Here is a 13,414-nt window from a genome sequence, read left to right on the forward strand (position 1 = left end):
AACAATGAGCAACGACGATATCTATAAAAATCTGACCATGCTGGGCGGTGATACTGTTCAGCCACAATCCCCTGAAGAAGCCGTTCTGGAACGCGTTCCGAACCCGCAACAGGGCACCCCGTACGCAGTGCGCTTTACAGCGCCTGAGTTCACCTCTTTGTGCCCGATCACCAACCAACCGGATTTTGCTCATCTGGTGATTGATTATGTGCCAGACCAGTGGCTGGTTGAGAGCAAATCTTTGAAACTGTTCCTGACATCGTTCCGCAACCATGGTGCGTTCCACGAGGATTGCACTGTGTCCATCGGTAAGCGTCTGGTGGACACGTTGAACCCGATCTGGCTGCGCATTGGCGGTTACTGGTATCCGCGCGGTGGTATTCCGATTGATGTGTTCTACCAAACCGGTGAAGAGCCAAAAGGCGTCTGGATTCCAGAACAGGGCGTGCCGACCTATCGCGGTCGCGGCTAAATATTTGCTTGGCGTGTATTCAGTTGGGGTTGCGAAAAGGCTGCCAACCCCAACTCTACTTTTTTGATAAGCCTTAGGCGCCCATCAGGGCTTCGACTTCAGCCAGAGTTGGCGCAGATGTGGCTGCACCATGTTTGGTGGTAGAGAGTGCACCGCACGCTGCTGCGAAACGGACTGCTTCAGCCAGAGATTTGCCGCTGTCCAGCGCATACGCCAGACCGCCGTTGAAGCAATCTCCTGCTGCCACAGTGTCGATCGCGTTCACCTTGAACGGCTCCACGAAGCCTTCACTCTCATCATCCTTGAAGTAAACGCCGCGTGCGCCGAGTTTCACAACGGCAGCTGCAACACCCTGTTCGCGCAACAGGTTTGCAGCATGGGCTGCTTCTTCTGCATTGGATGGGCGGAAGCCAGTAAGGATTTCGGTTTCTGTCTCGTTGGGCGTTACAACATCTACGTTTTGCAGGAAACCTTCCGGCAGACCATCGACGGGTGCAGGCGCTGGATCGAAGATCACTTTACCGCCTGAGGCGCGGACTTTTTTAGCGGCGCTCAGGCACGTTGCGACCGGAATTTCCAGTTGCATCAGCATGATTTTAGCGTTCTTCAGCACATCTGACGTACGTTCCAGATCGCTTTCGTCAACTGCAAGATTTGCGCCACCAATCACAGTGATGCTGTTTTCGGAATTAGCATCCACACCGATCACCGCGATGCCGGTGCCGTGGTTTTCATCCAGGTGTACATGCTCTGTAGAGACGCCCATGTCCGCCAGATGCTGGGCAGCGATGTCACCAAACCCGTCTTTGCCGATGCGGCCTACCAGTTGTGCATCACCACCCAGCTTTGATGCTGCAACAGCCTGATTGCAGCCTTTGCCGCCCAGGTTGATGGCGTAGCTGTGTCCATGCAGCGTCTCGCCCGGCTGTGGCAACCGGTCAGAACGGGTTGTGATATCAACATTGATGGAACCGACAATGACGATGGACATGAATACTTCCTAGTTAACAACAGAGCTGCGGACGATCAGTTCAGGCACCAATTGGATGACTGGCGGCATCTCTGTCTTTTCTTCCAGATGATTGATCAGCGCTTCTGCAGCGCTCAACCCAAGCTCGAAGCTGGGCTGTTTGATGGTTGTGAGCGCTGGCGCCATGTAGGAGGCGTACTCAACATCATCGTAGCCGATGACGGAGATATCCTCTGGAATGCGCAGGCCACGTTCGTGAATGGCGCGATACGCCCCCATTGCCATCAAATCGTTGAAGGCAAAGATGGCTTCGGGCTGGCTATCGGCGTCCAAAATCTGCTTCATGCCTTCATACCCGCTGGATGCGGTGAGAAGGCCTGCGGCTTGCCACTTGCTTTCTACCGGCAACCCAGCAGCGTTCATGGCATTTTCAAAGCCTTTGTAGCGTTCAATAGAACGGGGATGGTCTTCCGGCCCCATAAGACAACCGATTTTGGTCAGGCCGCGCTTGATCAGGTGTTCTGTAGCCAATCTGCCGCCCAGTACGGAATCATCCTGCAAAGTGCAGGCGTTTGGGTGCGGGGCGGAATCCAGAATGGCTTTGGGCAGTTTGCCGAGCTTGCTGATTTGCTGGTACAGCGCCGGGTCTGTCTTGGTGGTCATCACCATGAGGGCATCAATGCGGCGCTGAAGCAAGGTGTTTAGGTTTGCCAGCTGCCTGTCGGACTGATGACCTGAATTGCACAGGATGAGACTGAAATTGTGTTGGTAGCACCCCTCTTCCACACCGCGCACAACGTCAGCAAAGAAAGGGTTGGAGCTGCTTGAAACCAGCATGCCGATGATGTTGGTGCGCTTTACCTTGAGCGCGCGCGCCATCATGCTTGGCTGGAAGCCGAGAGCCTGAATAACTTCCTCGACTTTTTGTTTGGTCAGGGGTGCAACGTAGCGCGTCTCGTTGATCACGTGAGACACTGTAGATGCGGACACCCCCGCAGCTTGTGCAACATCCTTGATACTGACCATTTCCGCTCCGGTTTTAAGGGGCAGGTCTGGCGCTTACGCCAAACCCGATCTTATTCAGATTACTTGCACTTACTTGGTAACAAGCTTCAGCGCAACTGGGGTATACGCATCAACTTTTTCACCTTTGAGGACTTTGTCCGCAGTGTCGACGCCGATGGAACCAATCATGCCAGCTTGCTGCGCAACAGTTGCCAGCATTGTACCTTCTTCAACAGCTTTTACGCCGTCATCAGTACCATCAAAGCCAACAACAAGGATGTCGCGGTTGGCCGCTTCAATTGCCTTGATTGCGCCCAGAGCCATTTCATCGTTATGTGCGAAAACAGCATTGATTTCTGGCTGTGCCTGCAGGATGTTTTCCATCACGTTCAGGCCTTTGGTGCGGTCGAAGTCTGCTGGCTGAACTGCAACCAGTTCAATACCGGAGGCACCGTGCATTGCTTTTTTGAAGCCTGTACCGCGATCACGTGCAGCAGATGTTCCTGGAACACCTTCCAGCTCAACAATCTTACCGCTGCCGCGCAGGGTTTCAACGATCAGCTCACCAGCCATTTCGCCGCCAAGGATGTTGTCAGATGCCACGTGGGATTCAACTTTGCCGCGTGCTGCACCACGGTCCAGAGTGACCACTGGTACGTTTTTGCGGTTTGCAGCGCGGATGGAGCTGGAAACAGCGTCAGAGTCAGTTGGGTTGATGAGCAGGATCGAAACGTTCTTGCTCAGCACGTCTTCCACGTTTGCCAGTTCTTTTGCAGGATCGTTCTGGCTGTCGAGAACAACAATCTTGTAGCCGAGCTCATTTGCGCGTGCTTCAGCACCTTCTTTCAAGGTCACAAAGAACGGGTTGTTCAGGGTGGACACGACCAGAGCCAGTGTGTCCTGTGCCATTGATACTGCTGTGGAGCCGAGAAGAAGAGCAGCACCTGCTGCCAAACTTACTAGTTTTTTCATAGAAACCTCCCGAGGTTCAGTTTGATTGCTCACGCGTTTGATTTGCCACGGCTGTCGACGACAACCGCCAGAAGGATAACCGCACCTTTCGCGATCATCTGGTAGTAGGATGAAACATCCATAATATTCAGTGCGTTATTCAACACACCGATAATGAGGGCACCGATGATGGTGCCAAAGATCCGCCCCTTACCGCCTGCAAGGCTTGTGCCGCCGAGAACCACAGCTGCGATTGCATCGAGCTCGTATCCCAGACCGGCAGTCGGCTGAGCGGATTCAAGGCGGGCAGTCAGGATGATGCCTGCTAGTGCGGCGAGCGCTCCGCTGAGGGCGTAGACAAGAATTTTGACTTTTTTGACATTGATACCGGACAGACGGGCCACGTTTTCATTGCCGCCAATGGCGTAAACGTAACGACCGAAACGGGTCTGGCTGAGAACGAACCAGCAGAGCGCGAAGATGACCACCATCAGGATCACCGGGTTCGGAATGCCAAGAATGTAGCCGCCGCCGAACTGGTAGAAGCTTTCAGCCACATCAAAGTAACCCGTAGAGATTGGGCGGCCTTGCGTATAAACCAGCGTCGCGCCGCGGATCATGGTCATGCCAACCAGCGTTGCGATGAACGGCTGAACGTTGAAGTAGCTGATGATCACGCCACTTGTTGCACCAAGGCCCGCGCCAACCATAATGGTGGCGATCAGTGCGATGATGAGCGGCGTATCCATGCCAATGAGACTTGCGCAGATGGCACCAGCGAAGGCCAGAATGGAACCAACCGCCAGATCGATGCCCGCAGTCAGGATCACAAAGGTCATGCCCATAGCGATGACTGCATTGATCGAGGTCTGACGCAGGATGTTGAGCATGTTGTCGATGCCAAGGAAGTTGGCATTGGCGAAGGACACTGCGGCCATCAGGATGATCAGGCCAATCAGAGACTTATTTTCACTGATAAAGTCGTTGAGCTTCATCTGTTTTACCCGTTCGTTTGGCCAGCAACGGCGCAGCGCATAATATTTTCTTGAGTGGCTTCGGCTCGTGAGAACGATCCGGTCAACTTGCCGCTGGACAAGACGTGGATGCGATCAGAGATACCCAAAAGCTCTGGCATGTCGGAGGAGATCAGCAGGATGCAAAGACCCTCTGCCTTCAGCTTGTTGATGAGCGTGTAGATTTCGCGTTTTGCGCCTACATCCACGCCGCGCGTGGGCTCATCAAGAATGAGGACCTTAGGTTCCGGCACCAATGACTTGGCGATGGAGACCTTCTGCTGGTTGCCGCCGGACAGATTGGAGATGATGGTGTTTGCATCTCTGGTCTTGATGGCGAACGCTTCGATGTACTCGCTGATGGTGACGGCTTCAGAGGCTTTGTTGACGAACCCGAGCACATTGCAGAACCGGTCCAGCCCTGTGAGGGACATGTTGGTGCTCAACTCCTGTGACTGGACGAGACCTTCCTGCTTGCGGTCTTCAGTGACGTAGCCAATCTGCGCTTTGACACCATCCTGTGGTGATTTAAGGCGGATCTCTTTGCCGTCGATCTTAACTGTGCCGCTGTCGATTGGGTTTGCGCCAAAGATTGCCTTGGCAAGTTCTGTTCGCCCTGCTCCAACAAGGCCTGCGAACCCGACAACTTCGCCAGCATTGGCTGTGAAGGAGACTTCTTTTGCGCCATGCGCAGTCAGTTTCTCAACCTCGATACGCACATCACCTGGAGCGGCTGGGACAAACGGATACTGATCGGAAAGTTCCCGGCCCACCATGTGGCGGATCAGGTCGTCCTCAGTGATCTCGGAGACTGGCCCCTGATGGACCATCTCACCATCGCGCAGGATGGCGATGTCATCACACATCTGGAATATTTCGCCCAAACGGTGTGAGATGAACACGAGACCTTTGCCTTGCGCCCGCAGCTCGTCTACGACTTCAAACAGGATTGCTGTCTCAATATCGGTGAGCGCGTCTGTTGGCTCATCCATGATGATCACTTCAGCGTTCAGCGAGAGCGCTTTGGCGATCTCGACCATTTGCTGCTGCGCGATGGAGAGCTTGCCCAGTGGCGTTTTAGGATCGATATCCTGTTTCAACTGAGCGAGGTATTTTTTGCTTTCCCGCTCGATCACATCCCACTGGATTTTACCCAGTTTGGTGGGTTCCCGGCCCAGATAGATGTTCTCGGCAACGGACAGTTCAGGCAGCAGATTAAGCTCTTGGTGGATAATACCAATTCCGGCATCCATGGACTGACGTGCCGTGGTGAACCTGACCTTTTTGCCCTTGTAGGTCACCGTGCCTGCATCGCGCTGATAGATGCCCGATATAATTTTCATCAGGGTTGATTTACCAGCTCCGTTTTCACCGGCCAGCGCCACAACGCGCCCAGCCCGGATCGTCAGATCAACGGATTTGAGCACGTTGATCCCGGAGAAGGATTTTTCAATTCCCTGAAGTTCAAGAAGGGTTGTCACTGGGTGTCCTCTCCCAAAGCCCGAATTATCTCAGATTTCCCTCAGAACGTTACGCCTGAATAAAAAATCACATTGGCGTAGGGCGTGCATTCTCCCGTGCGCACCACCGCCCGGCATTTACCAGTTAATGCCTTGAATTCCTCATGAGAGACAGTTGTGGTCTCTACGCTGTTGCCCTGACACTTTGCGATTTCGGCAATGAGTGAACGCAGGCGCAAGTGATAAGCTGGCTGGTGTTCAATCAGCTCTTCAGCAATGACAACCCGCTCTACCTGCATCTCAGCTGTGATCGCGCTTGCCGTTTCCAGCATGCCTGGCAAACCCTTTGTAATGGCAAGGTCGATGCGCTCGACATCCTTGGAAATTGGGAGCCCGGCGTCTCCAACACACAGACCATCCCCATGGCCCATATGAGAGATAATGCTAGAGACCGGAGCGTTTAAAAGTACGCCCTTCTTCATTGCAGCAGTTCCTCCGCGTTGTCTCGATTGAAGAGACGTTAGCAGGCGCGCATGAGTTACGCAACCGTTTGCGCAAACGTTTGCGCGAGTCATTTTCTGGAATTCCTCCAGTTTAATTCAGGCATACTGAAAGAGCGTCTGACCTGATCCACAAGGGTTAAGCGCAAAAATATCAGAGGTTATATGGCTTTATTGCGGATGCACTCTGCCCGCCTGAAGCACGCTAAAAGCAAGAGCCTGCCCGACAACTGAGACAATTTGCGCCTATTTTTCCATACTTAGATCTTGGGGATATTGAACCGAACATCCTTCAGGCAAGCAAAAAGCCCCGCTCCTTTTCAGAGCGAGGCTTGTGGCATTTCAACGATTGCAGTTGTTTATTTCAGATCAGGAACTGCGATGTGGTCCATGTCGGTGAACTCCTGATTTTCACCGGTCATACCCCAAATGAAGGTGTAGGACTGGGTGCCGACACCGCTATGAATGGACCAGCTTGGGGAGATCACTGCCTGCTCGTTGTGAACGAACAAGTGACGGGTTTCCTGCGGTTCCCCCATCATATGCACCACAGCGGCATCCTCCTTCATGTTGAAGTAGAAATATACTTCCATACGACGATCATGGGTATGCGCTGGCATGGTGTTCCAGATGGAACCCTGATGCAGTTTGGTCATGCCCATGAGCAGCTGACAGGTTGGGAGTACATCCGGCACGAAGTACTTGTTGATCGTACGCTCATTGCAGTTTTCAGCATCGCCCAGAGTGACCGGAGAGGCTTCTGCCAGTGTGACCTTCTTGTTTGGATAGGTTTTATGAGCCGGGGCGCAGTTGTAATAGAGCTTGGCCGGGTTCAGCTTATCGATGCTTTTGAAAGACACATCTTTTGCGCCCATACCAATGTAAAGCGCTTCTTCCTGTGCGGCTTCGTAGGTTTCACCATCTACTGTGATAACAGCCGGGCCACCCACGTTGATGAAGCCGATTTCGCGGCGTTCCAAAAAGTAGGAAACGCCCAGCTTCTTGCCGTAGTCTGCCGCCAAGACGACTTCTGTGTTCACCGGCATCACACCACCTACTATGATGCGGTCTACGTGGCTGTAGGTCATGGTGATTTCATCGGCAGCAAATATGCTTTCAATGAGGAACTCACGGCGCAAGCCTTCTGTATCCAATGTTTTAGCGTGGTCGCTGTGAATTGCTTGTCTTACTTCCATGGTGTTCTCCTAAAATTCGACAATTGAGCGCACTTTTCCAGTCGCTCAATTTTTCAACTGCGCGTTATTTGCATTTGGCTTTGTATTTCAGTTAGCGGGCGAGCCAGCCGCCATCGACAGCAATGGTGAAGCCGTTGACATATGAGGCTGCCTCAGACGCGAGAAAGACGCATGGTCCTGCAACATCCGCCGGTTCGCCCCAGCGCTCCGCCGGAATGCGTTCCAGAATGGCCTGATTACGATCAGCATCCACCCGGAGCGCTGCGGTGTTGTTTGTTGCCATGTAACCGGGAGCAATCGCGTTGACGTTGATGCCGTGTTTCGCCCACTCATTTGCCAATGCACGGGTCAGGCCCAGAACAGCGCTCTTGGAGGCGGTGTAGGATGGCACGCGAATGCCGCCCTGATAGGAAAGCATGGAGGCAACATTGATGATTTTGCCGCCGTTGCCCTGTTTCACGAACTGCTTTGCAACCAGCTGAGAGAGGAAGAAGAGTGAGCGGATGTTGAGGTTCATCACCGCATCCCAGTCGTCTTCTGAGAAGTCCAGAGCCTCTTCGCGGCGGATGATGCCTGCGTTGTTGACGAGAATATCAACCTGTCCAGTGGCTGCAACAGCATCAGCAACGATGCCCGGCAGCGCTTCCTTGTTACTCAGGTCGGCACGCAGATCGAAGAACTTGCGACCTGTTTCCGCCATCAAATCCACTGACTCTTTTGGCTCGACCACGTTGACGCCGACCACATCACAGCCCGCCTTTGCCAGACCAACGGCCATGGCCTGACCGAGGCCTGTATCACAGCCGGTTACAATTGCGGTTTTTCCATTCAAATCAAACTGTTTCAGCATATGTCCTATTCCTAAACAACACTGTGAGAACTTGCAGGTTTGCTGAAGCAAACGTTGGTGACATGGCCGAGTTCCGCCTCTTCCGTCGACCAGCCTTTCGGCAGCGGTGCGGGTCTGTGGATCACAACATCGTTGCAACGGACGTTGTTGGCATGATCCAGCCAGAGGCCCGGCAATCCGTTCGGATAGGGCTCAAGGCCGAGGACTTGCCCTGCCTCGTTTTTGACCCATGCGTTGCGGCGGCCTTGCTCGGGATTATCGAGCAGGTTCACATCGTGCGGGCTTGGGCGCAGGTCGAGATAGTAAGAATCCGAGAACTTGCCGGTTTCCAGTGTGAGCTGGATGTTGCTAAGCGAAACACTCTCGATCTTCTGGGTTTCGTGACCAACAATGTTAATCGCCCCTTGAGCGCGACCCGTGATGCCATCTGCAGACACATCGCGCACATAACCCGGCACATCTCCAGCAATACGCGGCAGGGCATTGATGGTGATCGCCTCGCCGCTGCCCCAGAACCCGTCTGGCGTTTGCTCGCATTGCACTGTGCAGTTGGAGAAGCGGATGCGCTCGATATCTCCGCCATCGCGGGAGAAGATGCCAAAGGCACGGTTGGATTCGGTGATTGTGCACGTAGTGAACAGCACATCCCGCACATCCTGATAGGTTTCCGTGCCGATCTTTAGCGCGCAAGACTTTGAGGAGAGGATGGAGTTGCTGACGATGATCCGTTCTGCCGGACCGTTGAGGCTTTCATCTTCTTTGCGGCAGGTTTTTACGCAAACCGCATCATCGGCTGCGCGGATCACGCAGTTGAAGATGGTCGCATCGGTGCAACTGTCGAAGTTGATGCCATCGGTGTTTGGCATACGCATATCATTGAGAATGCGTAGACCTTCTGCCTTTACCTGATGACAGGCGATCAGGTGGATGGTCCACATGGGTGCTTCGACAATGGAAATGCCAGTCAGACTGACGTCTTTGCAGTTTTCGAAGACGACGATACGCGGGCGTAGCATCTTGGGCCAGAACGTCCCTTCAAAGAGACCTTCACGACCACACCATTTTGCACTGTGGCCATGAATGGTACCGCTGCCGGAAATGGAGATGCCTTGCTGATCGCGCGCTGTGATGAAGGCGCGATCGGAGTCCTCTGCGATGACAGAGACTTTGCCTGCTTCATAGTCTGCATAGTTGGTGGAGCAGGAAACCTCACAGCCGTTTGGCAGGTGCAGGTCAACAAAAGACTTGAGTTTCAGCGCCTTTGAGACCCACTGCCCTCTTGGCAGCACGACCTGACCACCACCGGCTGCGTGAACTGCATCAATTGCTTGCTGGACGGCCTGCGTTATGTCTTTTTCGCCGTCTGAGACAGTGACATGGTGTGTATTAAGCGACATCTTGCAATAATTCCTCAGCGGCAAGAAGTTCAATCAAAAGAAGGCTTGCCAGTGCCTGCCCGTATGGTGTGGGAGTGTTCGGAATGTTCCGATAGAACTCAAAATCATGCCCCATGGCCGTGCCATCAGAGACTTCCTGCACGATCCCAGCTGCATCAATCCGCTGCAGAACCGCAGCCGCGGCCTTGAGTGCGGGTTGCAAGTAGGTTTCCGGCAGGATGCCTGTTCTCACGCCCCGCAGCAGACCGTAAGCAAAGCCTGCGGTGGCGGAAGTTTCTGGTGGAGAGTCTGGCTGATCCAACAGAGTTGGCCACATGCCATCTTCCAACTGGAGAGGAAGCAAGGCTTCCACCTGACGGCGGTAGAGCGCTTTAATCTGGCGAACTGCCGGACCATAGCGTTCACCGACCAGCTCAAACAGTTCCGGCACTGCGATGGTGATCCACGCATTGCCGCGGGCCCAGAAAGCTTGCGCGTAGTTGTGGTTCCCCAGGAAGGTCCAGCCATGATACCAGAGGCCGCTCACCGGATCTGACAGGTACCGACCATGGACAAGAAACTGGTAGTAGGCTTCTTCCACCCAATCCGGGCGGTTCAGCCATTCGCCAGCCACCCCCATGAACAGACCTGCCATGAACAGCGTATCATCCCAGAGCTGACCGTCATTCTCGCGCTCCTTGACCAGATGCTGGAAGCCGTCATCAACGGTTTTGGGCATATCGTTGATCAACCACTCAGCCCAATCGGTCACGATCTGCTTCCACCGCTGGTTGTTGGTTTCACGAGCCAACAAAGCAAGGCAGAGCATGGGGGCTGTGGAGTTGATCTGGCGCGGTGGCAGGCCGCGGGCGATCTGCATGTCATACCAGTTGGCGAGGTTGCGCTTCATGCGCTCATCGCCGGTCTTGCAAGCCTGCTTGTAAAAGCCGTAGAGACCTACACCGACTTCCCAGTCCCATTCATCAAAGTGAATGGAGCCGTCATTGTCGAGTTCTGACGGGGTATCGTTGATGCCCTTCAGACTGCGGAAGCCATCTGCTGTCAGAGCCAGAGCATCTTCAAGCCTGGATGTCTCAAACATGGGCTTCCTCCTGAGTTAAGCTGGACTGATCAAGTCGTTTCAGGCCAATGCGAGGGACCGGGCTGAGGTTTTCGAAGACACTTTGCTTGCCGTTGACGCGCAACTCGCCTTCCCAATTGAGCGAGAGGTTGCCCTGCCCGTTGAACTCAACGCTTAAGGACAATGTTTCTAGATTCCAACTGATGCTGCTGGTGAGCAGACGTGCCTTGAACTCTGCGAAGGTTTCGATTTGAGCTGAGCCTGTTACGGTCACCCATGCATTGCGGCGTCCTGAACTGCGGAACTCAACACCTGCAAAGCAGCCGGTTTGCAGAGGCTCCATGCCATTTGCAGTGTAGAAGGCGGTGAAACCATCTTTGACACGCGCAAAGAGCCAGTTGCCAGTGAGCTCATGCTCATCACAGATGTGCAGAGGTCCATAGAGGTGGGTGAAGTCAGTCTCGTTTTCGGCGGCATTGAAAATCATCAGGCCCACTGGGCCCGTTTGATCCGCACGCGGGAGCGTACCGTTGCCGGACCAGTAAGAAGGCCGACCACTACCCCAAACCTGGGTTTCACCCGGATGGTTGATCCAGAACCGTGCATATGGATTGCCTGCGAGCATGACATCCTGCACATGCTGCTGGTGGCCGTGTTGCCCGGTTTTGTGGTCTACGACGGTGGAAAGCTGTGCATCCGCAGTTTTGCAAAGCTTCAGTTTGCCTGCATGTTCATGACCCTGCGTGTAGCTGGTTTCCAGTGCACGTCCTTCAGGTACCGACGCATATGTGCTGGTTTCTTCCGGCGGTGCGTAGTCGCTGAGCGCAACCAGCGTTGAGGCGAAGTTGCCGGAGGACACAAACCCGTTGCCCCATGCGAAATGGCAGAGCGTTGCCAGTTCACTTGCCGGGCCTGCGAAGATATCCTTGTCGTAACACCGCCCCATAGTACCCGCAGGAAGGCCGGACTGAGTGTGCAGGGCCATCATTTGGAATATAGAGTCCATGAGCGCTTTGGAGCGATCACGGATGTCAGCATCTTGAGCCAGATGATACAGTGCTGTCAGGCCGATAAAGTCGATCGGGTAGTATGGAATGGAGTTCCACTCTGCCAGTCCGTCCCGTTCCACGGTTTCAAACCACTTCAACAGCCGCTCATAGCCAACCTGCTTTTGATGCTGGCCTTGTCTGCCAGAGCAGAGGAAGAGATCTTCCGGGAACATGATTCCAGCAAGGTACTGAGAGGCATGAAAGCAGAGCGTGTGGTTTTCACTCCAGAACCACATGGCATCGTTGCCCGGTTCATCAAACCAGTAGCGGAAGCCGAGGATTGTAGAGCGGACACGGCGCCAGGTTTGCTCTGAGAACTTTGTCCATGCATGATCTTTCCAAATCCAGAGTAGCGGTAGGAACGCAAAGTCGGCGCAATCTTCGCGGCGGGAAATCTTGCTCAGCGCTTCAAGAAGCAGCTTCTCGGCTGTGTCCAGATCAGTGCCCGCATGTAGTTTTGCCAAAGCATGGGAGAGATGGCTTTCGCCTGTTTGAGCGCTGGATGTTAAAAGCTCATTGCGGCGCTCTTCCAGTGTTGAGCCAGTGCCCTTTTCCAGATCCTTCAGGCAGACAACGCCCACTTCCCGAGCAACACCAAGGCCTTGGGTGAACAAGGTGACCCGCACGAGGTTGGTGGCCGGAGCCAGATCATCGACACGTGGACCGACCAGACGATTTGCGCCTTTGGGCAAGGTGTAGGTGCCCATACTGCCCGCCAGCGTTGGCTTCAGCAATGGCAGGGTTTCAACGTGGACCTGAGCGTCTTCTGGCAAGGAGCCTTCAAACTGCAGTTCCACATGTCCTTCGGAGTAGTAGAGTTTGTCTGGCTGGACGCTGGAGATAAACGCTTCTGCTTCCCTCAAGGCCTCCGCATCGTATGTAGCGCTCAGGCCGACTTGCAGATCAGCGTCAGTTTCCTCTGAGCCCTCATAGAGAAGCTCGAGAGAATAAACGGTGTCGCGCTCGGCAATGTCTTCCAGATGCACGACGATTTCATTGGCACCTTCAGACAAAGCAAGCGTTTCAAGGCTTTCCTGCGGTTTATTCCGGACCAGAGGCTCGAATGCAAAACCGGGCTCACCGTTCACCCAGACACGTACACCGCCGGCTGTGTGGACGCGGAACTGATAGTTCCTTGTAGTTGGTGCGTTCACCACACAGCGCAAAACGCGTTGCAGATGGGTTGGGCAGAACCAGAAGCCACTGAAGTCCAACACAGACTGTGACGGCTGGATGCGAGTTTCAGCCATTTGGGCATCATGCGGGCACGTAACATCCCTGCCCTTCATGTCATTCCAGAAGGCAATGCGGCATGGGAGGTCGCCGACATCGGTGAAACCGTTGATGTAGGTGTAGTTCACTTTGTCGGGCAGAGTATCTGCCTCGCCAGCAAAGGGTGTCTCCGTCAGCCCAGAGACCTCCCAATAACTTAAGGACTCACCCTTTTTGATCTGCCAGGGGAATTGTGTTTTTGGCACAAAACCACTCCTT

At 54.1% G+C, this 13,414-nt stretch carries 12 protein-coding genes; 1 reads left to right on the forward strand and 11 read right to left on the reverse strand.

Translation table 11 applies throughout. The annotated features are described in order from the left end of the window. The first annotated feature begins 4 nt into the window (after positions 1–4). Positions 5–472: a preQ(1) synthase gene (gene queF, locus PsW74_RS07445; RefSeq protein ID WP_063288877.1), complete on the forward strand. Its 468-nt coding sequence runs from the start codon at positions 5–7 to the stop codon at positions 470–472. Positions 473–545: 73 nt separating this feature from the next. Here the strand turns inward: queF and rbsK are convergent, their stop codons facing one another. From rbsK to PsW74_RS07500, 11 genes are all read right to left on the reverse strand, one after another. Then, positions 546–1,463 carry a ribokinase gene (rbsK, locus tag PsW74_RS07450; RefSeq protein ID WP_063288555.1) on the reverse strand — a complete coding sequence of 306 codons (918 nt, stop codon included), beginning with the start codon at positions 1,461–1,463 and terminating at the stop codon, positions 546–548. A gap of 9 nt (positions 1,464–1,472) precedes the next feature. Further along, entirely contained in the window at positions 1,473–2,468 is a 996-nt protein-coding gene (locus PsW74_RS07455) for a substrate-binding domain-containing protein (RefSeq protein ID WP_057465237.1), read from the reverse strand. A gap of 69 nt (positions 2,469–2,537) precedes the next feature. Then, the gene (gene rbsB / locus PsW74_RS07460) at positions 2,538–3,419 is read right to left on the reverse strand and encodes a ribose ABC transporter substrate-binding protein RbsB (protein ID WP_057465238.1); all 882 of its coding nucleotides are present in this window, start codon (positions 3,417–3,419) and stop codon (positions 2,538–2,540) included. Between the two features lie 29 nt (positions 3,420–3,448). After that, a complete protein-coding gene (gene rbsC, locus PsW74_RS07465; protein ID WP_057465239.1) occupies positions 3,449–4,393 on the reverse strand; it encodes a ribose ABC transporter permease in 945 nt (314 codons plus the stop codon). Positions 4,394–4,398: 5 nt separating this feature from the next. Further along, entirely contained in the window at positions 4,399–5,892 is a 1,494-nt protein-coding gene (locus PsW74_RS07470) for an ATP-binding cassette domain-containing protein (protein WP_063288554.1), read from the reverse strand. A gap of 41 nt (positions 5,893–5,933) precedes the next feature. Next, positions 5,934–6,353 (reverse strand): D-ribose pyranase, encoded by a 420-nt coding sequence (gene rbsD / locus PsW74_RS07475; RefSeq protein WP_063288553.1) that lies wholly within the window; start codon positions 6,351–6,353, stop codon positions 5,934–5,936. 377 nt (positions 6,354–6,730) lie between these two features. Next, positions 6,731–7,567: a 5-dehydro-4-deoxy-D-glucuronate isomerase gene (gene kduI, locus PsW74_RS07480; protein ID WP_063288552.1), complete on the reverse strand. Its 837-nt coding sequence runs from the start codon at positions 7,565–7,567 to the stop codon at positions 6,731–6,733. Positions 7,568–7,658: 91 nt separating this feature from the next. Continuing rightward, positions 7,659–8,417 carry a 2-dehydro-3-deoxy-D-gluconate 5-dehydrogenase KduD gene (kduD, locus tag PsW74_RS07485; RefSeq protein ID WP_063288551.1) on the reverse strand — a complete coding sequence of 253 codons (759 nt, stop codon included), beginning with the start codon at positions 8,415–8,417 and terminating at the stop codon, positions 7,659–7,661. 11 nt (positions 8,418–8,428) lie between these two features. Then, on the reverse strand, positions 8,429–9,814 hold the full coding sequence (locus PsW74_RS07490) for a glycosyl hydrolase family 28 protein (protein ID WP_057465242.1): 1,386 nt from the start codon (positions 9,812–9,814) through the stop codon (positions 8,429–8,431). Then, the gene (locus tag PsW74_RS07495; protein ID WP_063288550.1) at positions 9,804–10,895 is read right to left on the reverse strand and encodes a glycoside hydrolase family 88 protein; all 1,092 of its coding nucleotides are present in this window, start codon (positions 10,893–10,895) and stop codon (positions 9,804–9,806) included. Before PsW74_RS07495 ends, PsW74_RS07490 begins: the two co-directional genes overlap by 11 nt. Then, entirely contained in the window at positions 10,888–13,401 is a 2,514-nt protein-coding gene (locus PsW74_RS07500) for a hypothetical protein (RefSeq protein WP_063288549.1), read from the reverse strand. The genes PsW74_RS07495 and PsW74_RS07500 overlap by 8 nt, the downstream gene beginning before the upstream one ends. Positions 13,402–13,414 lie beyond the last annotated feature (13 nt).

It is taken from the genome of Pseudovibrio sp. W74 (assembly GCF_001623085.1).
Lineage (GTDB): Bacteria > Pseudomonadota > Alphaproteobacteria > Rhizobiales > Stappiaceae > Pseudovibrio.